Source organism: Aerococcus sp. HMSC062A02, assembly GCF_001809535.1.
Classification (GTDB): Bacteria; Bacillota; Bacilli; order Lactobacillales; family Aerococcaceae; genus Aerococcus.
Genome location: NZ_KV797932.1, coordinates 18,197 through 43,906 on the forward strand (window position 1 = coordinate 18,197; position 25,710 = coordinate 43,906).

Here is a 25,710-nt window from a genome sequence, read left to right on the forward strand (position 1 = left end):
TAGATATTTGAATGGCTAGTCGGCCAATGTAATCAAGAAATATTTCTTTTTGCCCCGGCGCACGACAATATAGCGACTTTCAATAGCATCGGCTTCAGAAATTTCATAATCCAAATCTTGAACCCGTTCACCGTTAATATAAATCGCACCGTTTTGAATATCTTCACGGGATTGGCGGCGAGATTTCTCAACTTCCGCATCCACCAACCAAACGGCTAGGTTAGCAGTTTCCTTAGGCATGGTTTTACCTGGCATCTTGCCAAAGCCTTGCTCGATTTGTTGGGCAGTCAGCTGTTTGATATCGCCTTTGAATAAGGCGTCAGTAATGGCTAAGGCATCTTGTAAGCCTTCTTCGCCGTGGACGAAGCGGGTCATTTCCTCTGCTAAGGCCTTCTGAGCTTCACGCTTTTCAGGTTCATTCGCAACTTTTTCTGCATAGTCAGCAATCTCTTCTTGAGACAAGAAAGTGAAGTATTTGAGGTATTTAATGACGTCGGCATCTTGTTGGTTGACCCAGAATTGGTAGAATTCATATGGCGAAGTTTTCTCAGGATCTAACCAAACAGCCCCACCAGCAGTCTTGCCGAATTTGGTGCCGTCAGCTTTCAGCATTAACGGAATGGTTAGTCCAAAGGCTTGGGCTTCCGGTCCTTCCACCTTGCGGATGTAGTCCAAGCCTGAGGTAATATTCCCCCATTGGTCGGCCCCACCAATTTGCAGGCGAACGTCCTCTTCTTGGTAGAGGTGGAGGAAATCCATAGATTGGAGGATTTGGTAGGCAAACTCAGTAAAGGAAATCCCAACTTCTAGGCGGGAAGCAACGATATCCTTAGCCAACATGGTATTGACATTGAAGCGCTTGCCGGCCGTCCGCAAGAAGTCAAGCAAGCTAATGTCCTTGGTCCAATCATAGTTATTGACCATGCGGAAATCAGCATCTGGATCCTTGAGGAAGAGCTTCTTCATCTGTTCGCTCAACTTACGCGCATTTTCATTTACTTTGTCAAGAGATTGGAGCTGACGTTCTTCAGACTTACCTGAAGGATCCCCAATTGTCCCGGTCGCCCCACCAATCAAAATCACTGGCCGGTGCCCAGCAAGTTGGAAACGTTTCAGCATAATAAAAGGAATTAAGTGGCCAATATGCAAGGAGTCCCCCGTTGGATCGACCCCACAATAGAGACTGATCTTATGGTTTTCAACATAATTTCTCAAGCCCTCTTCATCCGTCTGCTGGTTAATGGCTCCCCGCCATTCCAATTCATCAATAATATTCATGATAAACCTCCTTAAGTTAATTCATATGCAGGCAATATTCATCGATTAGCCCCGTCTAAGATCCCAGACTAATAAAAAAGTCCCTAAGCCTCACTCCTTGTGAAGCCTAGGGACGACCTTGCCGTGTTACCACCCAGTTTGCTAGAACACTAGCCACTCGACATGCGTTAAAGGACATGACCCTAATATCTTAGACCGAGGAACCGTAATTCACACTTGACGACGGGCTAATTTTCACCAACCACTAGCTCTCTACTATCGCGTCTGCCAAGGCTACTGCAATTCGATATTTTATCTATGTGGGCCTAGTATAAGCGACCCAGTCAGAAAAGTCAAACCAAATAAAAATATTTTACCTCCTGCTTTAAAAGCCTTTGTCAAAAGCCGGACCCTGTAGTAAGCTTGAAGAAAAAGGAGGATTCCATGGACCTATCATATCTTGCACAAAATTACCCCGCATCAACGATTCGGAAGCTGGCTCGCTATGCTCAACAATTCCCAGATGTTGACTATTTCACCATGGGCGAGCCAGATTTTCCTTCCCCCCACTTGGTTAAAGAAACTGCTAAGGAACAAATTGACGCCAACCGTACCTACTATGGCCCCAATATCGGCGAGCCCGGCCTCCAGGAAGCTATCGCCAATTACTATAACCACCACTACCACAGCCACTACCAGGCCGAGCAAGTTGTGGTCTCCTTTGGTGCAACAGAGGCCTGCCTACTGACCATCATGGCGACTCTCAATCCTGGAGATGAAGTTATTATCTTCACTCCCCACTATCCCAATTACCTGGGCCAAGTGGAAGCCATGCGGGCTAAGGCGGTCCTCGTCCCCTTAGAAGCCCGCTATCACTTCCAGCCTCAAATCGAAGCTTTGGAAGCGGCGATCACCGAGCGGACGAAACTTATTATTGTAAACACCCCGAATAATCCCTTGGGCACAGTCATCGATGCAGACAAGGTTCAAGCCATCAGTCAAGTCGCCCTCGACCACGATCTTTTCATCCTAGCCGATGAAGTTTACCACACCCTTACCTATCCTCAAGCCGCCCATAGCAGTTTCGCCAATCCTGACTTGCCCAACGCAGACCAAACCATCGTCGTTGATAGTTTCTCCAAGTCTTTCTCCATGACAGGCTACCGCTGCGGTTTTGCCCTCTGCCCCGATCCCGCCATGGCCCAGGTGATGGCTGAATTCAAGGAAAGCATCGGCTTTGCGGTTCCTCAATTTATCCAAGATGCTTGTCAGGTCGCCCTCGAGGAAGGCCAAGCTGCCACTGAAGACATGCGCCAAGCCTATGATCAGAGACGGCAGTATTTGATCCCCCAACTCAACCAAATCAAGGGCATCCATTGCGCCGACACCCAGGGCGCCTTCTATGCTTTTGCTGATGTCTCTGAATTTCCTTTCACATCCTGGGAATTCGTCACCCAGCTCATTGCTGAAGAGGGCTTGGCCGTCATTCCTGGTTCCAGTTTCGGATCAGCCGGGGAGGGTTTTATCCGCATCTCCTTCGCTGCCAGCCAGACTAAATTAGAAAAACTTCTGGTCGGCCTTCGATCCTTTTCCAAACGGCACATGAGTTAGATTTATTGACATAGGTTTTAGGTATTATCGTCATTTTGGATTAAAATGACGATTTTCCTTTACATATTTTTGCTCTTTTTGAATGAAAGCTTAATTAAAAAGCGATGTAAGCGCTATTATATAAGTTATATAACATAACATCTTGCGTGAAGATTTTTTTGTTTTTATCTTTGCCTTAAGTCATAATAAAAACATCAAATGACTCGGAATTAGAAAGAGGAACCACATATGGCTAATCAAATAACCGCTAAATTCATTCGCCAAGAGGTTGTCGATAAAGATGTCCACTTCTTACGCCTAGCCTTCTCTGATGTCAACGGCATCCTAAAAAACGTTGAAGTCCCAATCAGTCAGCTCGATAAGGTGCTCGACAATAAAATGATGTTCGATGGCTCTTCTATTGAAGGTTTTGTCCGCATTGAAGAATCCGATATGTACCTAGTCCCTGATCTCGATACCTGGATGATTTTCCCTTGGACTGCAGACGAAGGCAAGCGCATCGCCATCTTGATTTGTGATATTTTCTTACCTAATGGCGACCCCTTCCCTGGAGACCCCCGCGGTAACTTGAAGCGCATGGTAGCCAAGATGAATGCTAAAGGCTTTACCGCCTTCAACCTTGGCCCCGAAGCGGAATTCTTCCTTTTCAAGCGCGACGAGAACGGCCAACCAACAACTCAAGTTAACGACCACGCTGGCTACTTCGACTTAGCCCCCGTCGACCTGGGAGAAAACTGCCGGCGCGACATCGTCTTAACCCTTGAAAAGTTAGGCTTTGAAGTGGAAGCCTCCCACCATGAATGTGCGATCGGCCAACATGAGATCGACTTCAAATACGATGACGTGGTAACGGCCTGTGACCGCATCCAAATGTTCAAGCTGATCGTTAAGAGTATCGCCCGCAAACACAATCTCCATGCCACCTTCATGCCTAAACCCGTTGCCAATATCGCAGGCTCTGGCATGCACTGCAACATGTCCCTCTTCACCACAGAAGGCAATGCCTTCTATGAAGCCGACAGCGCGACTGGTCTTTCAACGACTGCCTACCAATTCATGGCCGGCATTCTCAAGCATGCCAAGGCTCTAACCGCTATCGGTAATCCCCTGGTTAACTCTTACAAGCGTCTCGTGCCCGGCTATGAAGCGCCTGTCTATATCGCTTGGTCAGCCCAAAACCGCTCACCCCTCATTCGGATTCCCTCTGCCCGTGGGAACTCGACCCGGATTGAGCTGCGGTCAGTAGACCCCTCTGCTAATCCTTATCTTATTATGGCGGCCTTGATTGGCGCTGGCCTGGAAGGCATTGAAAAAGAACTCCAACCAGCTAAGGCGACTGACCGCAACATCTACAGCATGACAGAAAATGAACTGCGCCAAGCGGGCATTGAACAATTACCAAATTCGCTCGACCATGCCCTGGATGAGTTCGAACAGGATAGTAAAATCCAAGAAGCGCTTGGTCAGCATATTACGGAAAACTTCATCTCTAGCAAGCGTTTGGAATGCAATGAGTATGCCTTACAGATCTCCCAGTGGGAGCTCGACCATTATTTTAGAAGCTATTAACAAGTAGCATTAAGAGGCTGGGACAAAAGTTCCAGCCTCTTTTTAAATAGCGAACACTTTTTCAAAAAACTGCTCCAAAAGTCAGGCCTGACATCCACTTCACGAACTATGAGAAATCGTTAGTAAACGTTTTCTCATAGTTCGCTCCAGTGGTTCAGGCCTGATCGACTTTTGTCACACTCTCTTTATGGCTAGCCTGGTCAGCAGGTCATCGCAGGATTACTTGCGACGATCATCGACAGCAGCTAGAACAGCGGCTTTAACTTCTTCTGACCCCTGGAGAGCCTGGTCTGCCCGGTCTTGGTAGGCCTGGGCTTTTTCTTCATCCTTAATCAAGTTGACATTCTCAAGGACATTGTATTTGGCACACTGCAAGGCTGTATAGAGGTGCTGAACTCCAACTTCGACGTCAGCTAGGACTGATTTCCGACCGATTTCCGCAATTTCCTCAAGCAAGCGCATGGCTTTGAGGCTAGTTTCCATCACTTGCAAGGGAACTTCAGTTGCTCCCAGCAGCGCTTCTTGGATGGCAGCTGTCCGCCTTGCTTTCTCCTCTTCTGTCTCCCGGGGCAAGGCATATTGGGCAAACATTTTACCAGAAACTTCAGCATCTTTTTGGCTCAAGTCCTTCAACTGGTCAATGTAGGCATGACCTTGACTCAAAATATGATCTATCCGGTCAAGATCCGCATCTTTTACCTTTTCTTTTGTAATTTCGAGGACCATACATCCCAAAGCTGTTCCTAAAGCCCCCGTCAAGGGAATGACAGAGCCACCTCCAGGCGCAGACTTAGATGAAGCCACATCAGCAATATAAGTATTTAAATCCATAAAAACGAACCCCTTTCTTATAATCAACTTACACACATTTTACCATAAAAGCGCTTTCTTACAACTCAAAAGATCTGTAAGCTTATATCACGCTAAAGCCCTTTATAACTTCATCCAGCGTCTCAATCAAAGAAATTTGGCACTCATAGCTTTTATGATGTTACATTTTATGACAAAATATGTGAATTATTTATTGCATTCTTTTGTCTTATGTTTCATAATGAATTCATTGTTAGTGGTAAAAAGGAACAAACAAGAGATAGGAGTATTTTTATGGCAAAGATTACAGCTGATCAAATCCGTGAAGAAGCCGAAGCAAAAGATGTACACTTCCTCCGCCTCGCCTTCTCCGATGTCAACGGCGTCTTAAAAAACGTTGAAGTCCCAATCAGCCAGTTAGAGAAGGTCTTGAGTAACAAGATGATGTTCGATGGGTCTTCCATTGAGGGGTTTGTCCGTATCGAGGAGTCCGACATGTATCTGATTCCTGACCTAGATACCTGGATGATCTTTCCTTGGACCACCGAATCGGGCAAGCACATCGGCATCTTAATCTGTGACATCTTCCTCCCCGATGGCAGCCCCTTCCCCGGTGATCCACGTGGCAACTTAAAACGCATGGTAGCTAAGATGAATACTAAGGGCTTTACCGACTTCAACCTGGGCCCAGAAGCCGAGTTTTTCCTCTTTAAGCGTGATGAAAACGGCCTACCGATTACCCAGGTCAACGACCACGGTGGCTACTTCGACCTAGCTCCCGTCGATCTTGGCGAGAATTGCCGGCGCGATATTGTTCTAACCCTTGAAGAAATGGGCTTTGAAGTAGAAGCCTCCCACCATGAAGGAGCGATTGGTCAACATGAAATAGACTTCATGTACGACAGCGTGGTAACAGCCTGTGACCGGATCCAAATGTTTAAGCTAATCGTTAAGAGTATCGCTCGCAAACACAATATGCACGCTACTTTTATGCCTAAACCTGTTGCTAACATCGCGGGGTCAGGTATGCACTGCAACATGTCTCTTTTCAACGACCAGGGCAATGCCTTCTATGATGCTAACAATGAGCTCGGTCTTTCAGAGACGGCTTACCAATTCATGGCCGGTATCCTCGACCATGCCAAAGCCATTACGGCGGTAGGCAACCCTATCGTTAACTCCTATAAACGCTTGGTTCCTGGCTATGAAGCGCCTGTCTACATTGCTTGGTCCCAACAGAATCGCTCACCCCTAGTCCGCATCCCATCTGCTCGCGGAAATTCTACCCGGATTGAATTACGGTCAGTTGACCCCTCAGCCAACCCTTACTTAATCATGGCCAGCTTAATTGGTGCAGGCCTGGATGGAATTGACCGCGAACTCCAACCTGACGCTCCAACCGACCGTAACATCTACAGCATGACCGAGAGCGAACTAGCTGAAGCAGGTATCGAGCAACTACCGATGACCCTCGACTATGCCCTTGACGAACTGGAAATCGATGACGTGGTTAAGGCTTCACTTGGCCAGCACATTACCGAGAACTTTATTTCTAGCAAACGCTTGGAATGTAACGAATATGCCATGCAAGTTTCGCAGTGGGAATTAGACCACTACTTCCAAGCCTATTAGAGCTCAGAAATTTTAAAACTAATAAAAAGCCATCAACAAAAGGGACTGTTCCCCAGTGTTGATGGCTTTTCATTGTACTCTTTTAGTTTTTAAAAATCGTCCCAGTCCTCTTCGTGCACCTTGTTAGCTCTTGATCGAAAGCTAGGACCTGAATCTGGATCAGCCGCCTTAGCAAATTGCGCACGATCTGCTTGCCCGGTCCGTCCCTTAGCTTCAACTAAAGTCAAATAGAATTGGCTCTGTGCCAAGCTACGATAAGGCAGCACATAAACCGTCAGCAAACCCGCACAGAGAAGATTAGCCACATCCCAGCCTAAAAAGCGCAAATTCAGGCATAGATAGGCCCACTTATGCCCTTGCATCAGCCGCTCACTCTCCCGAATCGCATCATTATAAGCGAGATCATCCTGGTCCGTCAGAACAAAGGTCACCATACTATAAGAGAGGGCCTTGTAAATTCCAGGCAAGACCAGTAAGCAAGACCAGAAAAAGATATACATATACTGTAAGATCTTGGTCATCCCGTACCGCCAAAAATTCTGAATCAAGGGATTCAATAGGGTCTGCCCTAGCTTAATCTCCTCATTTCGCCAATCATTTAAAAAAATCTGCCGGTAGACGACGGAAGATGCTTGAACCAGCAAGTATAAGAAAAATGAAAAAATTAAACCAAAGGGCCAAAAAATAGCAGGGGCTGAACTTAAAAAAGTTGTCAAGAGCATATAGGCGATGGTAATCATGACATAACGCGGCCAGTCCGCCTGCATGATCGCTTTAGCCTGGTCTTTAATATCAGCTGTTTCCACTCTAGAACCTCCTTTTTAACTTACTGTAGCAAATTCACCCCCTGATGGCTTCCGTCTTAAGGCTTATTTCTAAGAGTAAACATACCTAATTGTCGCGGTTGCCTCCAAATAAGAGAACCACCCGTAAGAGGGAGAGGGCACTGGCCAGGGTCGCAGCCACATAGGTATAAGCTGCGGCACGAAGGGTCTTCTTCACATAAGGTAACTCAGCTGACGACAGAATCTGTCCCTCCTCTAAGATAGTCAAGGCCCGGTTAGAGGCATTGAACTCAACGGGTAGGGTCACCAGGTGGAAGACCAGGGTCAAAGCAAAGAGCGCTATCCCTAATTTAATCAAAAAGCCATTCATCCCAAATAGGACACCTAACATCAGGATGGGAAAGGAAGCGCTCGAACCAAAATTAACCACTGGGACTAAGCGCTCCCTAAAACGCATGAAGCCATAATCCTTGGCGTCCTGGACAGCATGGCCGCATTCATGGGCGGCAACCCCGATAGCCGTCACCGAGCTTTGGTTATAGACCGGTTCTGACAGGCGAAGCACCTTGCCTCTCGGATCATAGTGGTCCGTCAGCTCTCCAGCCACCCCTTCGACTTGGACATCCTGGATCCCTGACTCTTGGAGAATATACTCAGCAACTTCACGTCCTGTAAAGCCCCGTTCATTCTGATACTTACTGTACTTACGAAAAGTTCGATTCACATTAGCGCTGGCTAAAGCAGCAATCCCCATCCCAATCAGGACAAGAATAATCGTTCGGTCAAAAAATGGAAAAATCATCCGCAATCACTCCTTCATCAATCTCTCTACTAGTATAACGAATTTTGAGCCATATAACGACTCTTACAAACTCTCTTCTAGCAATTCCATGACTTCCTCCTGTTCAGGCATGGGATAAAGATAGAAATCGGCCGCCATCAAGTCAAAACGGTAGAACTGACTTGGCACAGCTTTAGCCCGTAAACGCTGGTAGGTCTTCAGACTGCTAGCTTGCTCACTATCCGCTGTGCCGACAATAAAACGCGTTGGCGCGACTTGGCTGAAATCGGTCTGGTCAAGGAGACGACTCGCTGCTTGTGTATCGAAGAGGGACTTGATTGCCTGGTCCTCTAGACTTTCTTCTGGGCTCTCACTGGGGGCCGCTAGCCAAGGCGATAAGAGAACCTGGCGCTCCAATGGCTCTTTAAAGCGTGGAACCAGAGCTAGCGCGAAAAGGGCTCCTGAATCGCTGGCAAGAAAGTTGAAAGAGGGCAAGTCTTCGCTCACTAAGATGTCCTGGACGAGAGCCGTCAAGCGGTCTACCTCTTCGTTTAAATGGCTTAGAGCTAGGGGCTGGATGATCGGAATATAGCAGGGCACCTGCAAGCGATCAACCAGCTGCTTTAAGAAATACCACTCCCGATCAGAAACAGCCTGGACCCGCTTTCCACCGTGCCAATAGATAAGGGCAGGGCCCTTTTGCCTAGCTGGACTAATCATTTCATAATAAGCCCCAGCCGAAGTCTGCTTCAGATCCATATTATAACGCGCCGCTTGATCTGAACTTAGCAGGCCATCCCCTAAGTCCTTAGCCTCTCGGATGAGCTCTTCTTTAATTAGGTCGCCATCCTGCCAATAATCTTTAAACTGGGCAAGCTTATGGCCATCATGCAGCATTTTACTACGTACACTCCGCCCTTGACTCAGGGCATGGTAGGCATAACCGAGGCCCGCCAAAGCTGCCGCATAGGCCAAACGCCACAAACGTTTTTGATTGGCTGACTGTTTTCCCATAATTTTAACTCCTTTGCATATTTTGACTCAATTATAAGGATCTTTTCTAGCCGCTTCTACCGTCCTAAGACGGATTTTTGACTATCGGACAGGAGAAAGCTAGCAGAATACACTTTTCACTTTTAAATGACTGGAATTTCTTATATACTTAATAACTGATATGCATTTTTATAAAATTTTAATGAGGTGAAGATTTTGAAGAAACGATTGAAATGGGTGCTAGCAGCTTCTAGCCTTCTCTTATTAGGAGCCTGCTCTAACAGCCCAGAAGCAAGCGTTGAAAAACTATACGATTCAGCAGGTGAAATGACTAGCTCGCTTAACCATCTCCAAGTAGGTGAAGACAAGTTGCAGGAAGCCTTCGACCATGATATTGCAGCTGATGAAAGTCTAAAAACGCTAAGCCAGCGTGGAAGTGAGACTCAGCAAAACCTAGCCTACCGGGAGAAAAACTATGAGCAATTAAAAGCAGCCTTTGATGACTTTAGTCAAAGCATGCAGGCCCTAGAAGAAGGCAAGAATTCATCTGATGAGGCGGCCTATGCCCATACCGATGTGGCCGAACCTGCCCAGACTGTCATTGATAACCTATCCGCCTATCTCGATAGCTACCGCCAGATGCTCGATAAGGAGACGGACTATTACCAGTCGCTAAAATCTGAAGACGCCAACTTTGAGACCTTCCAGGGCGGAATGAAGGAAATTAATCAATTCCACAGCCAGGCCCAAGACAAGCTAAAGGCTAGCGAAGATGCCTTAGAAGCCCTCAACCAATTAAGCGAACAAAGAAAGGAGGCCGACAATGGCAAATAGAGGCCCACAAAATAAGAAAAAACAAGTTAGAAAAAGCAAAACCACCACCTGGAAGATCATCACAGCTGGTCTTTTAGGACTGGTTGTCGTCGCCCTCTTAGGGATCTTTTTCTTCCGTAATGTCTTCTCCTCTGCTGGCAACACCGACTATCAGAAGGCAGAGGTCAGCACAACTGATCTAGAAATTTATGACCAAAAGCTGATTGGTCGTCCTGCTACCCTCCCCTCCCGTTTCTATGTGGATAGTGGCGTCGACATTGCCTATCCTAAAGAAGGAGTTAAAGGGATCTACCTGTCAGCAACTGGCATGGGGACGCCCCAGCTCCTCCAAGACAATATTAACTTAATCGACAATAGCGGTTTAAATTCCGTCGTTATTGATGTCAAATCAGACTGGGGCTCAATCACAACCCCTCTGGAATCCGATAATCCTTTGATTGGTAAATTCCTTGACCAAACCTTCGATGTCAAAGAAATGATGAAAATTTTTGAAGAGAAGCAAATCTATCCAATTGCTCGGATCACCACCTTCAAGGACACCTTTGCAGCTGAAGAACACCCTGAATGGAGTTTCAAACGATCTAACGGTGAGATTTGGAAGGACGCCAGCGGGCAAACCTTCCTGAACCCATACAATAAAGAGACCTGGGACTACATTGTGGATGTCGCTCAGGCCGCAGCCAAAGCTGGTTTCAAGGACATCCAATTCGACTATGTTCGCTTCCCTGAAGGCTTTGAAACATTCGGCACCTCATTAGAATACGATATGGGGGACTATGTGGAATATGGCAAGGACAGTATCGAAGCCCGCCAAAAGGCCATCACAGATTTCCTAGCCTATGCCCACGATGCCCTCCAACCTTATGGCGTCAATGTATCAGCTGATATCTTCGGCTATGTAACAACCACTGGGAGTGCTCCAGGTATCGGTCAAAACTACCACGATATTGCCGAACAGGTCGATGCGATCTCGGCTATGATTTATCCAAGCCACTGGAACAACGGTGACTTCGGTCTAGCTGCTCCTGACTTGGAACCTTATAAGGTCGTAGACATCTATACCCAAGCAGAATTGGATCAATTGGATGCCGTCCAGGATAAACCAATTGTCCGTCCATGGCTCCAAGCCTTTACCGCTTCCTATCTAGGTTCAGGCAATTATAAAGAATACGACGCCCAAGCCTACCAAGACCAAATCGACGCCCTTGCCGAACACGGGGTCAATGAATACCTCTTCTGGAATGCAGCTAACGAATATAATCCTAATGTCGATTATAAATAGGCAGCTACAGATCGAAACAATGAAAATGCTCCAGTCAAACTTCTTTTCCAAGAATGACTGGAGCATTTTCATTTCTTTTTTCAAATAAATTTGAAAGGGAAAAGCTTATAGCCTCAGCCTTTTCTCACATTTGCTATCAATTACTTTCTCATCTCTCAGGACAAAAAGCTTTGAAAGCGTTTTATTTTATGATAGTATTAGCTTGTAACTATTAATTGGTTAATAAATTTAAGGAGGGAAACGTATAGTGAGCGTTAATTTAGAAGGACTTAAACATAGTCCACTCTTCGATTATTATGTGGAAAAAGGATTAAACCTCACCGATTTTGGGGGCTGGGCTTTGCCTATCCAATTTACCTCCCAAATCGATGAACACCACGCCGTACGGAATAAGGTTGGCTTATTTGAAACCTCACACATGGGAGAAATCATCGTCAAGGGGGAAGAAGCAGAAAACTTCCTCAATTCCCTGATCACCAATGATATCAGCAAGTGTGCGGTAAACCAAGCCCAATATACAGCTGTGGTTAAGGAAGATGGAGGCACCCTAGATGACCTCATTAACTACCGTAAGGCTGAAGATGAATTCATGGTCACCCCTAACGGTGCCAATAAGGAAAAAATCTTAGCTTGGTTAAATGAACACAATGACGGTCAAGTTGAAATCACTGATATTTCAGATCAAGTTGGTTTAATTCCAATCCAAGGTCCAAAAGCCCAAGATGTTTTAGCAAAATTAACCGATGCCGATCTTGACAGCATCAAAGCTTTCCACTTCTTAGATGATCAAACAGTCGCTGGTATTGACCATGTCATGATCTCACGGACAGGTTATACAGGGGAAGATGGTTTTGAACTTTACCTCAAATGGGAAGACACAGCTGACCTCTGGAAGGCCTTACTTGAAGCCGGTGAAGAATATGGTATTCAAGAATGCGGCCTCGGTGCCCGGGATACCCTTCGCTTAGAAGGCGGCATGTGCTTGTATGGCCAAGACCTAACCGAAGATATCAACCCTCTTGAAGGCGGTATTGGCTTCGCCGTTAAAGTAGATAAAGAAGTTCCCTTCATCGGCCAAGACTACCTAAAAGCGCAAAAAGAAGGCGAACAAAAACGTCAATCACGCGGCTTTGAATTAACAGGTAAAGGGATCGCCCGTGAAGGCTATACCGTCTACAACAAGGACGGCGACGAAATTGGCTTTGTTACTTCAGGTACCAAGTCACCTACTTTCGGCAAGGCTATCGGCTATATGATTGTCGACAAGGGAGCAACTGAATTTGGAGACGAAGTCCTTATCCAAGTGCGTAAAAAACAAGTTCCTGCTCTTGTCTGCAAGAAAGACTGGTTACGTCGCTAATTAAAGCGTTTTATTGAGTTCGTTAAAAATTTATTATACAATGTAAGTGTCACTTAATCAGTGATAAATATTTTATAGAAAGAGGCAAGGAAAATGGCTAAATTTTATACTGAAGAACACGAATGGATCGAAGTTGACGGCAAAAAAGTTCGTATCGGCTTGACTGACTATGCGGTTGAACAATTAGGAGAAATTGTTTACGTTGAACTTCCTGATGTAGACGACGAAGTTGAAGCAGAAGAAGATTTCTCATCTGTTGAATCTGTTAAATCAACTTCTGAAGTTTATTCTCCAGTAGATGGTACGATTGCCGAAGTGAATGAACGCTTAGACGATGAGCCTGAATTCATGAATGAATCACCAGCAGATGCATGGATTGCTGTTATTGAAGCTGAAGATGAAGTAGATACTTCTGACTTCATGGATGAAGCAGCTTACAAAGAGTTCATTGCTGAATAAGCCCTTCTAAAAAGTAACGGGTTCAGCCCCACTGAACCCGTTTTCTTTAAAAAAGCTATAATCTATAAACAAAGGATGTGAATCTAGTGTCAGATTACAAACACCGCTACTTACCGGTTACCGAAGAGGACCGGAAAGAAATGCTTGAAACCATCGGTGCAAAAAGCGTTGACGAGCTTTTTGAAGATATTCCAGCCTCCGTTAGAGATTCGGTCAAAGAAGCCTTTAAGCAATTGCCAGAAGCGCTCACCGAAAGCGAATTGAAAAAACACGCTGTTGAAATCGCAGCTAAGAATGTAAACGCCGATGACTATGCCTACTTCCTTGGCGCAGGAGTTTATGATCACTTTATTCCTGCTGTTGTCAATTCTATCACACAACGCCAAGAATTTCTAACTGCCTATACACCTTATCAACCGGAGGCCAGCCAAGGGGAGCTCCAAGCCCTCTTTGAATATCAAACCATGTTGGCTGAGCTGACAGGCATGTATGTTACTAACGACTCCACTTATGATGGTTTTGTTTCTCTAGGCGAAGCTTGTAACCTTGCAACGAAACAATCCAAACGTAACAAAGTCTTGCTTTCAATGGGAGTCCACCCACAAGGTCGTGAGGTCCTTCACACCTATGGCTACGGTATGGATTATGAGGTTGAAGACATCCCACTTAAGGGTGATGTCACAGACTTCGATAAGTTAAAAGAAGCCTTCTCAGCTGATGAGGTAGGTGCTATTGTTGTCCAATATCCAAACTTCCTCGGCTCAATCGAAGACCTCAAAGCAATTAAAGACCTGATGGAAGGCTCTAAGGCCCTCTTGGTTGTTTCAGCTAACCCATTAGCCCTAGCTGTCCTCGAAAGCCCTGGTGCCCTAGGAGCGGATATTGTAGTCGGCGATACCCAACCATTCGGCATTCCAATGTCCTTTGGTGGACCACATGCCGGTTACATTGCAACCACTAAGAAGTATATGCGTAAGTTACCTAGCCGTATCATTGGGCAAACCCTTGATGCCAATGGTCAACGTGGTTATGCCATGACCATGCAGACACGCGAGCAACATATCCGCCGTGAAAAAGCTACTTCTAATATGTCTTCTAACCAAGGTCTTATGGCCCTCACTTCAGCTGTCTTCATGTCTGCTGTGGGTAAGGAAGGCATTATCGAAATGGCCAAACGTAATATCAACAAGGCACACTATCTGGCCAAGTCACTCAAAGCAGAAGGTTTTAACGTCTTAAATGAAAGCGCATTCTTTAATGAGTTCATTGTTGATTTAAAACAACCCGTTGCAGAAGTCAACAAAGCCCTCCTAGACAAAGGTTTTGTTGGGGGCTATGACGTTTCTGATGTTTACGGCCAAGATAATACCGTCCTTCTATGCGCTACTGAAAAGAGAACAAAAGAAGAGATCGATGCTTTTGTTGAAGCTCTCGTGGAGGTGACGAAATAATGACTGCATCTACTGAATATAACCAAACAATCTTTGAAATTTCTCGTCCAGGACGTCGGGCCATCAGCCTCCCTAAAAATGACGTTGAGGACTATGATTTAAGCCAAGATATTCCTGACCATCTCGTCCGTAAAGAAGCAGCACGCTTACCTGAAGTTTCAGAACTCCAATTATTACGGCACTACACCCTACTTTCTAACCGTAACTTTGGTTTGGAAACTGGTTTCTATCCTCTAGGCTCTTGTACCATGAAATACAATCCCAAAATTAATGAAGTTCTTGCCGCCTTACCAGGTTTCGCACAAGTCCACCCACTCCAGCCAAGCGAAACAGCCCAAGGTTCTCTTGAAGTCCTTTATCAACTCCAAGAAATGATCAAGCTCATCACTGGTATGGATGAAGTGACCATGCAACCTTGTGCTGGTGCCCACGGCGAATGGGCTGGGATGTTAACCATCAAGGCCTATCATGACCATAATGGCGAACTGGAACAGCGCCGTAATATCTTAATCCCTGACTCTGCCCACGGGACCAACCCTGCTACAGCTGCGATTGGTGGCTTCAATGTGATTGAAGTTAAATCAAATCCTGAAGGGACTATTGACGTCGATGCTGTGCGAGCTGCAGTAGGACCAGATACCGCTGGGATGATGATTACCAACCCAAGTACAGCTGGTTTATTTGAACACGATATTCTTGAAATCGCAGAAATTATCCATGAAGCTGGCGGCTTACTCTACTATGATGGTGCCAACTCTAACGCCATTTTAGGCCATACCCGTCCAGGAGATATGGACTTCGATATCGTCCACTTAAACCTCCACAAGACCTTCTCAGGTCCACACGGTGGCGGTGGCCCAGGTTCTGGCCCAATCGGGGTTAAGAAAGAATTGGCCCCCTTCTTGCCCGTTCCTCGGATCGAAAAAGAAGGCGACCAGTATGTGCTTAACAGTAACTATCCAGATTCCTATGGCCGCTTGAAAGCTTACTTCGGTAACTTTGGCGTTAACTTGAAGGCATGGGCATATATCTTAACTTATGGTGGCGAAGGCTTAACCCAAGTTTCAGAGGATGCGGTGCTTAACGCTAACTACCTCAAGGCCCGTCTGGAAGACTACTATTATGTTCCCTTCAAACAGCACTGTAAGCACGAATTTGTTATTGACTGTACGCCTCAGAAGAAATTGGGCGCCAATGCGAAAGATGTTGCCAAACGTCTCTTAGACCACAACATCCACGCTCCAACGACTTACTTCCCATTAATCGTTCATGAATGCTTAATGATCGAACCAACCGAAACCGAACACAAGGAATCACTCGATCACTTCTGCGACGTCATGATTAAGATTGCTAAGGAAGTTGAAGAAAACGCTGAAGTTGTAAATACCGCCCCACACAATACCCCTGTTGCCCGCTTAGACGAAGCGCTCGCAGCTCGGAAGATTGTTGTGACTTACGATTTCGACCAATTAGAAACAGAAGACAAATAAAGTGATGAGCAAATCATCATAAAAAGGAGCTTGGCTTAGGCCAGGCTCCTTTTATTTTGATTTTTCATTTTAAAAGCGGACTTCTACTTGGTAATTTTCATGAATTTCAGGATCCATGTTGAGCAAGTCTTCAACGGCCTGTTGGGCTTGCTTTTCTGCTTCCTCAAGTAAACCTTTATCCACAGCCTTTTTTTCGGCTGTTTTCTTTTGTTCATTGGAAAACTTGCTGTAGTCTTCGACCTTAACTTGGTTGAAAATGCTAGCTTCCTCGTCAAAGACCTTGACCGAATCCGAATCAATTTCATGGGAAAGGACTTTGGCTTTGGGCAGTTTGACTTGGATTTTATCCCCATTGATCGAAATATCCGCTTCCGCTAAGTCAACCCCAGCGTGGATAATTCCATCATAAGAAACAATAAATTTCTTATTGGTGAAAGGAAGTTTCAGCCCGTAAAATTCACGATCATTCTCATAAGCACCGGTATTGGTATAGAAATATTTACTAGTCGTTAGCTCTTTAGCTTCTTCTAAGCGGTTGCCGACAAGTTCAGACGTAATGTCTTCATCCCCGGCTACACTATAGTGCTGGCCTAGACCAAAAGCTAGCCCTAGCAAGATAAGCACCGCAAGGATAGAAGCTCCTATCGATTTTTTGCTTAAGCGCATATGCCACCTCTTTTGCTTGATAATCTCGCATTCATTCTATCACTCTTTTTAGAGCTGTCCAAAGCAAAAAATCCTCATTCCAGTAAAAATCAGCCCCAGGACCTAGCTGATCCCATATTTTCTTTCTAAGTCAGCCAGATAGTCCCGTCCTTGGTCTTTTAGGCGATACTTACCGCCCGCTTCTGCAGTGATATAACCGGCTTGGACCAGGTAATCCACTTGTTCAGTCGGCAAGGCGGGATTAATGGACTGGGAGCTCTTGACCCCCTGTAAGAGGATGGCCCGCTTGATTTCCTTTCGTTGGCTATAAGCTAGGACCAAGGAAGTGATCAAGCCCTTTCGATTCAGTAAGAAGGTCAGGAGGAAGGTTAAGCCGGCAATAGTCGCCGTCATCCCAGACATGGAGACATTGAAGTAGAGCGATAGAACATAGCCTAAGACAGCGTTCATAATCCCATAACCTGCTGATAGGGCCAGCATCACCTTGAGATCCTTAGCAATCAGATAGGCCGAAGCACCAGGTGCAATCAGGAAGGAAACCACCAGAATAGCCCCTACCGCGTCAAAGGCCACAACCGTTGTCAAGGAGCACAAGGCCATGAGGCTATAAGACAAGATACCCGCTGAAAAACCTGCAATATGGGCAAATTGCTTGTCGAAAGTCGTGATTTTTAACTCCTTGAAGAAGATGACAATAAAGGCCAGGTTGAGGACGATAAGAATGCCCATTTCGAACAAGGCTTTGGGCATTTCGAAATTAAAAACAGAAATAGTATTAAGAGGGGCTAGGATCACCTCACCCATCAAGACCATGTCAGTATCCAGGTGGACATTGCCCGCATAACGAGTGATCAAAATAACAGCGAGTGCGAAGAAGAAAGGATAGATGATCCCTACCGCATCGTCCCCCTTGATGTAGGGTGACTGGGCCAAGAGCTCCGTTAGCCAGACCATGAGGAGGCCGAAGCTAGCTGCTCCTACAATTAAGAGCGGTGACCGGAGATCTCCGGTAATAAAGAAGGCCAAGACAATCCCTAAGAGAACCGAGTGGGAAATGGCATCTGAGACCATGGATAACTGTCTTAGAACAAGGAAAGCGCCAATCAAGGCACAGGCCACTGCTGTGACAATTAGAACCCAGAGACTGGCCTGGTTAGCCAACAATAGGGAGATAAAGTTTTCAAGACTGGACATTAATATTTACTCCTTTCAATGGCTTGACGCAACATTCCCTTCCGGCCAAAGACCATCGAGAACATGGAAAATAAGGTCATGACCACAATGATGGTTGGACCGGTTGACAATCCGTTGTAGAGGGTTGAAAAATAGGTCCCCACCACAGCCGACAAGCCCCCAAAGAAGCCCGCTAAGAGGAGGACAACATGGAAGCGGTCAGACCACATGGTGGCGGTAATGGTCGGAATAATTAAGAGAGAGGCAATTAAGATCGTCCCCACTAACTTGAGCCCTACCCCAATGATCGACATAGTCATCACCATAATCACCCCATACATAAGCGAGGTCCGGTAGCCGATAGTCTTAGCATAGACCTCATCAAAAATAAAGACTTTGATTTCCTTATAAAAGAGGGCAAAAAGTAGGAGAGACAAAATGGCAATCACCAAGATCAACTTGATATCGTCTTCCATGATATAGGCAGCCTGGCCGAAGATATAATTCTTCAAGCCCGCCTGGGAAGCCGAGGCATACTCGGGATGACCTTGGATATAACTCTTTAAGACCATGCCCAGGCCAAAGAAGGAAGACAAGGTGACGGCCAGGGCGGCATCCAGACGCAATTTGGACTGGCGGTTGACCAATTGGATTAAAACAAAGGCTAAAATCCCCGTCCCCATCGCCCCTAAGAGAAGGATTAGAGGGTCGCGCACCATAAAGATCATAAAGGCGAGGACAATACCCGGATAGGCAGCGTGGCCAATGGCGTCCCCAATGAGGGATTGGCCCTTGAGTACTGAGATGGAGCCGACAACACCAGCGGCACTAGCTAACAGGAAGGTTCCCGTCGCAATCAGCAAGAAAGAATAAGAGCTTATAATTTCCCAATTAAGCATGGTAAACACCTGCCACTTCCCTGGCCAACATGTCTGCCTTGACTAAGTTCTCCGCCGTAAAGCTGCTGTCAACTGGGCCTTGGGCAATCACTTTCTTGTTTAAAATAACCAGGTGGTCAAAGTAGTCGCGGATAGTGTTCAAATCATGATGGACAACAATACTGGTCTTGCCTTGGCTCTGAGCATCCCGGAGGAAATCAATGATAATTTTTTCCGTCCGTTTGTCGACACCAGCAAGCGGTTCATCCATAAAGTAAATATCCGCATCCTGGGCAATGGCCCGGGCAATGAAGACCCGCTGGCGCTGGCCGCCCGATAACTGGGAGATCTGCCGTTTTTTATAGTCTGATAATCCTATCATAGCCAGAGCTTGGTCAGCTTTTTTGCGGTCCGCTTGGCTCGGCCGTTTTAACCAGCACAGGTGGACATAGCGCCCCATCAGGACTACATCCTCAACAGTTGTTGGAAAGTCCCAGTTAACGGAAGAGGTCTGCGGGATATAGGCGATTTTTTTGTGGACGTCCTTAAAGTCCTGGCCCATAATCTTCACCTGGCCTGACAAGGTTTTCTCTAGGTCCAGAATGCCTTTAATCAAAGTCGACTTCCCGGCCCCGTTCGGCCCAATGATGGCTGTAATTGAATTTTCTATAATATCTAGGTTGACATCCCATAGCACCGGTTTCTCATGGTAGGCCATGGTTAGGTGGTTAACACTTATAATTGCTTGACTCATTCAAATTCCTCCTCATATATCCTTGGATAAAAAGGCTGGAGTTTTAGGAGAAGCTTCAAAATCCTCCTATTTCCAGCCCTTAGTGGTTTTATTTTAGGTTGTTAGTAATTAAGTCGACATTATGGCGGTACATATCGATGAAGTTATCGCCGGTCTGACCGACTGGTGCCAATGAGTCTGAGAAGAGCTCTTGACCTTCGCCGCTGACTACTTTCACGTCAAAGCCCTTCGCCTTGCAGGCTTCCTGTAGCTTCTTCATCCGGGCAGGGTCTGTCGTTGATTCCGAGAAGATGGCTTTAATCTTATGGTCTACAATGAAGTTCACTGTATCTTCGATATCCTTATTGGCCACTTCAGTATCAGTTGACACACCTTGTGGCGCTTTCACTGGAATGTTGTAGCGGCGGGAGAAGTAGTTAAAGGCATCATGCGGTGTAATTAAATAGCGCTGGGCTTCTGGAATACCCGCAATTTTTTCCTTGTTTTCCTGGTCTAAGTCATCCAATTGTTTGAGATAAGCTGCGGTATTTTTTTCGATGGCTTCCTTATGTTCAGGTAGGGCCTCAATCAGATAGGCAGAACATTTCTCTGTTGCTTGCTTGTAGAGGTCAATATCGAACCAGAAGTGTGGGTCAACAATGGTTTCGCCATCCTGGTCCATATTCCCCAAGGCCTTCTCATCGAAGTCAGCAGTTACCGCTTTACCACGTTGCTCTAAGACATCCACCATTTTTCCTTCAAAGTGCAAGCCATGATAGATCAAAAGTTCCGCCCCTTTGAGCTTCTCTAAGTCTTGCGGTTTAGCTTCATACAAGTGTGGGTCTTCCCCAGCAGGAATAATCATATTGCTCGAAACATAATCTCCAGCTAATTGTTGAACCATATCATTTAAGAAAGATGTGGTGACGACAACATTCAACTTACCGCCCTCAGCCTGGCTCTTTTGCTGGTCTGAGCCCTTAGAGCAAGCGCTTAAGACAAAGACACCGACCACGAGGAGCCCCAGTGTTTTTAACCATTTAGACAAAATAAAGTCCCCCTTTTTATATTTTTTAGGTTAATCTAAAATAAAGTTTACAGGAACATTATAATATAATTGAGATTAATTCTCAAGCTCTTTTTGCGGATAAATACATGAAAATAGATTCAACCGATCAGACAAAAAAACAGGCCCGCTATTGAGCCTGTTTCACTGAACTCTGAGCTTAGAGTTCCTTATATAAATATGCTGTATCTAACCACTCTTGGAACTTGTAGCCTACCTTGGGTAAGAGGCCTACTTGTTTGAAGCCCTGGCGTTCGTGGAAGGCGATGCTTCGATTATTAGAGGCTGTGATCACAGCTACAAGACTGACGACATCTTGGGCTTTAAGGGCTGCTTCAAGCGCCTGGAATAAACGGTAACCGACGCCCTTGACGGGAACTTGCCGGTCCGCATAGATACTCAGTTCGGCACTGTGCTTGAAGGCCTCGCGCTCACCTAGAGGGTGGGCATAGGCATAGCCCCAAATCTCCCCCTCATACTCAGCTACCAAATAAGGATAGCCTGCTGCCTGGATATCTGCTAGGCGCTGGGCCATCTCTTCTGCATCTGGAGCTTGGTATTCAAAGCTGATCGTCGTTTCTTCAACATAGGGCCGGTAGATAGCAGCTAAACGGTCACCATCTTCTTGGCAAGCCGGACGAATCAAGATTTCTGCCATAGTCTAGGCATCCTTATCAACATTCAAGGCCTTAAGCAAGGCTTGGAAGTCTTCTTCACTCGTCACTGCTTGGTACTTAGTATCTGCACAAACACCGCACTCTAAACCGTCCTGTTTATCAGGTTCTTCGATTGGCATTTCTTCATACTTCTTGTCTTGATCAGTTGACATCTAACCATCTCCTTTTCTACTTATATTTTACCAAGAAAATCACAAGCTGACAAAGTTCTTTAGCAGTTCCTTTATTTGACATTCTCAATCTCTCTGCTTATAATTGTAATCGTTATAAATTAAAAATTGAATTGGAGGATTTATTAATGAAATATGTAGTAGTGGGAACTTCCCATTTTGGCTATGAAGCTGTTCAAACACTCTTAAAACAAAAACCAGAAGCAGAAATCCACCTCTATGAACGTGGCGATTCTGCCTCATTTATGGGTTGAGGGAGCCAATCTTATGTAGAGGGGACCTCTCATTCATTAGATGAATTACACTTTGCCAACGAAGAATCTTATCGTGCCCAGGGGATTCATATTCACTGCAACAGTGATGTTGTCGCCATCCAAAGCGATAAGAAGACAATTACGGTTCAGGATACAGAAGGCGAGCACAGTGTTTCATATGACAAACTCTTGCTCAGTCCCGGCGGCTATGCCGTGAAACCTCCAATCGAAGGGATTGACCTCGAGAATATCAATACCTTCCGTGGCCCAGAAGATACAGCCGCTGTCAAAGAACAAATGGAAGGCTGCCAATCAGCTGTTATCATCGGTGGGGGCTATATTGGTATTGAAGTGGCTGAAGCTTATGCCCAAGCAGGAATTCCAGTCACCGTGATCGATATGCAAGACCGTCTCTTAGCAACATCTCTCGACAAAGAATTTACTGATGTACTCGAAGCCGCTTCCAAGCATCACGGCCTCGACTTCCGTCCCGCCGAAACGGTTAAAGCCTTTGAAGGCGAAGACGGTAAGGTCAAAGCCGTTGTCACTGACCAAGCGACCTATCCTGCCGATACAGTCATCCTAGCAGCAGGCGTGAAGGCAGATGACCAGTGGCTGCGAGGCACTTTAGAAATGGACGAACGGGGCTTCATTGTCACCAATGAATACCTTGAGACCTCTGCTCCTGATGTCTATGCGGGCGGAGATTCAACTTGCGTCCCCTTTGCGCCAACCCACGAACAAGTCAATATTTCCTTAGCAACCATTGCTAGACGCCAAGGGATCGTTGCCGCTCTGAATGCCATGGGCCAAAAGGTTAAAATGCCTGAACTCACAGGGACTTCAGCCCTCTCCCTCTTTGGTTATAATTTCGTGTCTACCGGTCTCAAGGCCGCTAGCGCTGCCCAATACCAAGGACAAGTGGCTTCTCGCTATGTTGAAGAACCCCTGTATCCTGACTTCATGCGCAAAGAAGGCAAAGTTGCTATGAAGATTTACTACGATGCCGATGACCACCGCATTCTCGGCGGACAATTAATGTCTAAAGAAGACATCACCGATGGCATCACAGGTCTATCAATAGCTATTGCTTCGGGATGGACTCTCGAAGACTTAGCTCTCGCTGACATCCACTTTATGCCACGCTTTGACCGCCCATGGCACTATCTCAATGTCCTCGCTATGGCTGCCTTAGACTACAAGATCGGTGGCGCTGATAAGCTCCTATTCTAAGAGCATATGACAAAAGTCAGCCAAATAAAATCGGACCTTCTGCTGAAGGCCGAGCCAAAAAGGCTGCCCCTACCAAGATTGGTTAAGGGGCAGCCTTTTTATCTATATGTCAAGCTTAAGGTCGACCGAATTTTCTTTCATAGTCTGCTTCTAATTGATCTAAATTAGGCTTATCAATTTGATCGATCGTCGGCGGCAGCTCAGGAGGGATGGCGGCTTCTTCTTGCTGATCCACCTGGTCTGGGTCTAGCTCTTTGAGGTCGAACTCAGGCGTCAAGGCTGAGGGATCGATGATAGGCGTCGCTGAATAAGTTACGCGGGGCTTAATGGCATCCGCCGTCTTGGTCAGGCCCAAGGGATTGTCGGGATCCGCGCTCAAGTCAGGCGTTGTCCCTTGGAAGAAAAGATAAAGACCAAGTAAGGCAAGCAGGGACCCGCCTAGATAAAGAAGAGACTTCTTTTTAGGGGAATGTTCTTCTGCCATCAACCAACCTACTTTCTAGCGCAAACTTCCGCTTTAATCTTGGCCAAAACCTTGGGGATTCTTTTCTTGCCAGCGCCAAGAGTCCCGGCACATATCTGCTAAGTCCTTCTCTGCCACCCAATCAAAGAGCTCTTTGGCATAGCTCGCATCAGCGTAACAAGTCGCCACATCCCCAGGGCGGCGGTCATCAATCGTATAAGGAATGTCGACTTGGTTGACCTCTTTGAAGGTATGGATTAAATCCAGCACAGAATAGCCCTGTCCCCGACCTAGGTTGACGGTCTCCAAGCCAGTATGGCCCAGGGCATAGGCAACGGCTGCGACGTGTCCTTTAGCCAGGTCCACCACATGGATATAGTCGCGAACGCCTGTCCCATCTGGGGTATTGTAGTCATCACCGAAAACATGGAGCTGGTCTAACTTGCCAATGGCCACTTGGGTGATATAAGGCATGATATTATTAGGCACCCCCTGAGGATCTTCCCCAATCATGCCTGATTCATGGGCACCAATAGGATTGAAGTAACGCAAACGGAGGATCGACCACTCGGCATCAGACGTATAGAGGTCACTCAAGATTTGCTCATTCATAACCTTGGTATAGCCGTAGGGATTGGTAGCAGAAACAGGCAGGTCCTCTGTTAGAGGCGAAGGATTAGTCATCCCATAAACAGTGGCGCTAGAAGAGAAGACAATTCGCTTCACATCGTGTTGGCGCATCACTTGAAGTACTGACAGCAGACCACCCAGGTTATTCTCATAATATTCTAGTGGTTTAGCTACAGAGTCCCCAACTGCCTTAAAGGCTGCAAAATGGATCACTGCCTCAATCTCATGCTGGTCAAAGACCTGACCCAAAGCTTCCTTGTCTAAGACATTAATGCAATAAAAACTTGGGCGCTGACCAGCTAAAGCCTCAATCCGGTCCAAGACAGTTGGCTTGGAATTGGAATAGTCATCAACGATTACTACCTCATAACCCGCTTGGATTAATTCAATACTGGTGTGAGACCCAATGTAGCCTGTCCCACCTGTCACTAAGATTGCCATCTTATTCGTCACTCCTTAACGCTTATTCTTACTAGTAAGTATAACACATGACGAGAGTGTGACAAAAGTCAGTTAGGCCTAAACCAGCTAACGCATACTATATCTGTAACTCGCTGCGCGTCAAACAGCTATAGTTCGTGAACTAAATATCAAGACTGACTTTTGGGACAGATTTTTGCAAAAATATTTTGTTATTTAAAAAAAGGACCTGACTTTTCCCAAAAGACCTGACCTTAGCTTTTTACAGGAAGCTAATGATACAATGGAGGTAAATTCCAAGAAAGGAGAACGCGTGTGCAAGCCAAAATTTACTACGAAGACAACCACCTACTCATTGTGGAAAAGCCCGCCAATATGCCCGTCCAAGCGGATAACAGCCAAGATCTCGACTTACTGACCTTCTACAAACAATTTATCAAAGAAAGAGATGAGAAACCAGGCAATGTCTACCTGGGCTTAGTCCATCGCTTGGACCGACCGGTAGCAGGACTGATTATCTTCGCTAAAACTTCCAAAGCGGCCAGCCGACTATCGGACGCTCTCAGACGTCGGGCTATCGACCGCTCTTACCTCGCTGTCGTTCACGGCCATCCCAGGAAAGATTCCGGGCAATTGACCGATTACTTGTGGAAGGATAAGAGAAAAAACCAATCCTATGTCGTCTCCCCCCAACACAAACAAGCTAAGAAAGCCCAACTCAACTACCAGGTCCTCGACCAAAGCCAAGACTTCAGCCTAGTGCGCATCCAACTACAGACAGGACGATCCCACCAGATCCGCGTTCAGATGCAGCATCTGGGCCATCCCCTCTACGGTGACCAAAAATACGGGGCGGCTGTCAACCAAGTCGGCCAACAGATCGCACTCTGGGCCTACCAAGTCCAATTCATCCACCCCGTCAAAAAAGAACCCCTCAGCATCCAATCCCTGCCGCCTGCAAGCGGGATTTGGACAGAATTTGATCTCAGCAAGATTTAAAGAGGCTGGGACAAAAGTTCCAACCTCTTTTTAA

General features: G+C 46.2%; 26 protein-coding genes and 1 pseudogene. 13 read left to right on the forward strand and 14 right to left on the reverse strand.

The features are described from left to right. Positions 1-15 precede the first annotated feature (15 nt). Complete coding sequence (gene tyrS / locus HMPREF2626_RS05805; protein ID WP_070618647.1) at positions 16-1,278, reverse strand: tyrosine--tRNA ligase; 1,263 nt, start codon at positions 1,276-1,278, stop codon at positions 16-18. A 423-nt stretch (positions 1,279-1,701) separates the two neighbouring features. Between tyrS and HMPREF2626_RS05810 the strand changes: the two genes are divergently transcribed. Together HMPREF2626_RS05810 and glnA (HMPREF2626_RS05815) are read left to right on the forward strand one after the other, a co-directional pair. Further along, positions 1,702-2,868: a pyridoxal phosphate-dependent aminotransferase gene (locus HMPREF2626_RS05810; RefSeq protein WP_070618650.1), complete on the forward strand. Its 1,167-nt coding sequence runs from the start codon at positions 1,702-1,704 to the stop codon at positions 2,866-2,868. Positions 2,869-3,096: 228 nt separating this feature from the next. Continuing rightward, complete coding sequence (glnA, locus tag HMPREF2626_RS05815) at positions 3,097-4,437, forward strand: type I glutamate--ammonia ligase (protein WP_070618652.1); 1,341 nt, start codon at positions 3,097-3,099, stop codon at positions 4,435-4,437. A gap of 219 nt (positions 4,438-4,656) precedes the next feature. Here glnA (HMPREF2626_RS05815) and HMPREF2626_RS05820 read toward each other — a convergent pair whose 3' ends face one another. Further along, positions 4,657-5,268, reverse strand: coding sequence for a cyclodeaminase/cyclohydrolase family protein (locus HMPREF2626_RS05820; protein WP_070618655.1), 612 nt, complete (start codon positions 5,266-5,268; stop codon positions 4,657-4,659). A gap of 267 nt (positions 5,269-5,535) precedes the next feature. Here HMPREF2626_RS05820 and glnA (HMPREF2626_RS05825) point away from each other — a divergent pair, with 267 nt between their 5' ends. After that, positions 5,536-6,879: a type I glutamate--ammonia ligase gene (gene glnA, locus HMPREF2626_RS05825; protein WP_210382799.1), complete on the forward strand. Its 1,344-nt coding sequence runs from the start codon at positions 5,536-5,538 to the stop codon at positions 6,877-6,879. An 89-nt stretch (positions 6,880-6,968) separates the two neighbouring features. On the opposite strand, the gene HMPREF2626_RS05830 is transcribed toward glnA (HMPREF2626_RS05825), so the two are convergent. The 3 genes from HMPREF2626_RS05830 to HMPREF2626_RS05840 form a co-directional block, all read right to left on the reverse strand. Then, complete coding sequence (locus HMPREF2626_RS05830; RefSeq protein ID WP_070618662.1) at positions 6,969-7,685, reverse strand: DUF975 family protein; 717 nt, start codon at positions 7,683-7,685, stop codon at positions 6,969-6,971. An 85-nt stretch (positions 7,686-7,770) separates the two neighbouring features. Beyond that, the gene (locus HMPREF2626_RS05835; protein ID WP_070618665.1) at positions 7,771-8,466 is read right to left on the reverse strand and encodes a zinc metallopeptidase; all 696 of its coding nucleotides are present in this window, start codon (positions 8,464-8,466) and stop codon (positions 7,771-7,773) included. A 63-nt stretch (positions 8,467-8,529) separates the two neighbouring features. Further along, a complete protein-coding gene (locus HMPREF2626_RS05840; RefSeq protein ID WP_070618668.1) occupies positions 8,530-9,459 on the reverse strand; it encodes an alpha/beta hydrolase family protein in 930 nt (309 codons plus the stop codon). 195 nt (positions 9,460-9,654) lie between these two features. On the opposite strand from HMPREF2626_RS05840, the gene HMPREF2626_RS05845 reads away from it, so the two are divergent. From HMPREF2626_RS05845 to gcvPB, 6 genes are all read left to right on the forward strand, one after another. After that, positions 9,655-10,272 carry a YkyA family protein gene (locus HMPREF2626_RS05845; RefSeq protein ID WP_070618671.1) on the forward strand — a complete coding sequence of 206 codons (618 nt, stop codon included), beginning with the start codon at positions 9,655-9,657 and terminating at the stop codon, positions 10,270-10,272. Further along, positions 10,262-11,554: a putative glycoside hydrolase gene (locus HMPREF2626_RS05850; protein ID WP_083294365.1), complete on the forward strand. Its 1,293-nt coding sequence runs from the start codon at positions 10,262-10,264 to the stop codon at positions 11,552-11,554. Before HMPREF2626_RS05845 ends, HMPREF2626_RS05850 begins: the two co-directional genes overlap by 11 nt. A 247-nt stretch (positions 11,555-11,801) precedes the next feature. Then, complete coding sequence (gene gcvT, locus HMPREF2626_RS05855; RefSeq protein ID WP_070618674.1) at positions 11,802-12,914, forward strand: glycine cleavage system aminomethyltransferase GcvT; 1,113 nt, start codon at positions 11,802-11,804, stop codon at positions 12,912-12,914. A gap of 93 nt (positions 12,915-13,007) precedes the next feature. Beyond that, positions 13,008-13,373: a glycine cleavage system protein GcvH gene (gene gcvH, locus HMPREF2626_RS05860; protein WP_070618677.1), complete on the forward strand. Its 366-nt coding sequence runs from the start codon at positions 13,008-13,010 to the stop codon at positions 13,371-13,373. A gap of 86 nt (positions 13,374-13,459) precedes the next feature. After that, positions 13,460-14,824, forward strand: coding sequence for an aminomethyl-transferring glycine dehydrogenase subunit GcvPA (gene gcvPA / locus HMPREF2626_RS05865; RefSeq protein ID WP_083294366.1), 1,365 nt, complete (start codon positions 13,460-13,462; stop codon positions 14,822-14,824). After that, the gene (gcvPB, locus tag HMPREF2626_RS05870; RefSeq protein WP_070618680.1) at positions 14,824-16,314 is read left to right on the forward strand and encodes an aminomethyl-transferring glycine dehydrogenase subunit GcvPB; all 1,491 of its coding nucleotides are present in this window, start codon (positions 14,824-14,826) and stop codon (positions 16,312-16,314) included. Before gcvPA ends, gcvPB begins: the two co-directional genes overlap by 1 nt. Before the next feature lie 69 nt (positions 16,315-16,383). On the opposite strand, the gene HMPREF2626_RS05875 is transcribed toward gcvPB, so the two are convergent. The 7 genes from HMPREF2626_RS05875 to HMPREF2626_RS10140 all read right to left on the reverse strand — a co-directional run bounded on the left by HMPREF2626_RS05875 (position 16,384) and on the right by HMPREF2626_RS10140 (position 21,659). After that, on the reverse strand, positions 16,384-16,980 hold the full coding sequence (locus HMPREF2626_RS05875; RefSeq protein WP_070618683.1) for a DUF4230 domain-containing protein: 597 nt from the start codon (positions 16,978-16,980) through the stop codon (positions 16,384-16,386). Positions 16,981-17,082: 102 nt separating this feature from the next. Beyond that, on the reverse strand, positions 17,083-18,174 hold the full coding sequence (locus HMPREF2626_RS05880) for a metal ABC transporter permease (RefSeq protein WP_070618686.1): 1,092 nt from the start codon (positions 18,172-18,174) through the stop codon (positions 17,083-17,085). Next, positions 18,174-19,052 carry a metal ABC transporter permease gene (locus HMPREF2626_RS05885; protein WP_070618689.1) on the reverse strand — a complete coding sequence of 293 codons (879 nt, stop codon included), beginning with the start codon at positions 19,050-19,052 and terminating at the stop codon, positions 18,174-18,176. Before HMPREF2626_RS05885 ends, HMPREF2626_RS05880 begins: the two co-directional genes overlap by 1 nt. Next, on the reverse strand, positions 19,045-19,785 hold the full coding sequence (locus HMPREF2626_RS05890) for a metal ABC transporter ATP-binding protein (protein WP_070618692.1): 741 nt from the start codon (positions 19,783-19,785) through the stop codon (positions 19,045-19,047). Before HMPREF2626_RS05890 ends, HMPREF2626_RS05885 begins: the two co-directional genes overlap by 8 nt. 88 nt (positions 19,786-19,873) lie before the next feature. Beyond that, complete coding sequence (locus tag HMPREF2626_RS05895; protein WP_070618695.1) at positions 19,874-20,812, reverse strand: metal ABC transporter solute-binding protein, Zn/Mn family; 939 nt, start codon at positions 20,810-20,812, stop codon at positions 19,874-19,876. Between the two features lie 178 nt (positions 20,813-20,990). Further along, entirely contained in the window at positions 20,991-21,488 is a 498-nt protein-coding gene (locus tag HMPREF2626_RS05900) for a GNAT family N-acetyltransferase (protein ID WP_083294367.1), read from the reverse strand. 3 nt (positions 21,489-21,491) lie between these two features. After that, positions 21,492-21,659: a hypothetical protein gene (locus tag HMPREF2626_RS10140; RefSeq protein WP_168162715.1), complete on the reverse strand. Its 168-nt coding sequence runs from the start codon at positions 21,657-21,659 to the stop codon at positions 21,492-21,494. Between the two features lie 146 nt (positions 21,660-21,805). Here HMPREF2626_RS10140 and HMPREF2626_RS10285 point away from each other — a divergent pair, with 146 nt between their 5' ends. The 3 genes and pseudogenes from HMPREF2626_RS10285 (at position 21,806) to HMPREF2626_RS10355 (ending at position 23,164) form a co-directional block, all read left to right on the forward strand. Next, entirely contained in the window at positions 21,806-21,931 is a 126-nt protein-coding gene (locus tag HMPREF2626_RS10285; protein ID WP_070618698.1) for an FAD/NAD(P)-binding oxidoreductase, read from the forward strand. Between the two features lie 42 nt (positions 21,932-21,973). Then, positions 21,974-22,702 (forward strand): annotated as a pseudogene (locus HMPREF2626_RS10350) (FAD/NAD(P)-binding oxidoreductase); the annotation flags it as partial. Between the two features lie 51 nt (positions 22,703-22,753). Next, positions 22,754-23,164, forward strand: a complete 411-nt coding sequence (locus tag HMPREF2626_RS10355; protein WP_256374738.1) for an NAD(P)/FAD-dependent oxidoreductase — start codon at positions 22,754-22,756, stop codon at positions 23,162-23,164. Positions 23,165-23,279: 115 nt separating this feature from the next. Here the strand turns inward: HMPREF2626_RS10355 and HMPREF2626_RS05915 are convergent, their stop codons facing one another. Beyond that, positions 23,280-23,648, reverse strand: coding sequence for a hypothetical protein (locus HMPREF2626_RS05915; RefSeq protein WP_070618701.1), 369 nt, complete (start codon positions 23,646-23,648; stop codon positions 23,280-23,282). Between the two features lie 33 nt (positions 23,649-23,681). Continuing rightward, on the reverse strand, positions 23,682-24,698 hold the full coding sequence (galE, locus tag HMPREF2626_RS05920) for a UDP-glucose 4-epimerase GalE (RefSeq protein ID WP_070618703.1): 1,017 nt from the start codon (positions 24,696-24,698) through the stop codon (positions 23,682-23,684). Positions 24,699-24,992: 294 nt separating this feature from the next. Between galE and HMPREF2626_RS05925 the strand changes: the two genes are divergently transcribed. Further along, positions 24,993-25,676, forward strand: a complete 684-nt coding sequence (locus HMPREF2626_RS05925) for an RluA family pseudouridine synthase (protein WP_141744594.1) — start codon at positions 24,993-24,995, stop codon at positions 25,674-25,676. The last annotated feature ends 34 nt before the right edge of the window (positions 25,677-25,710 follow it).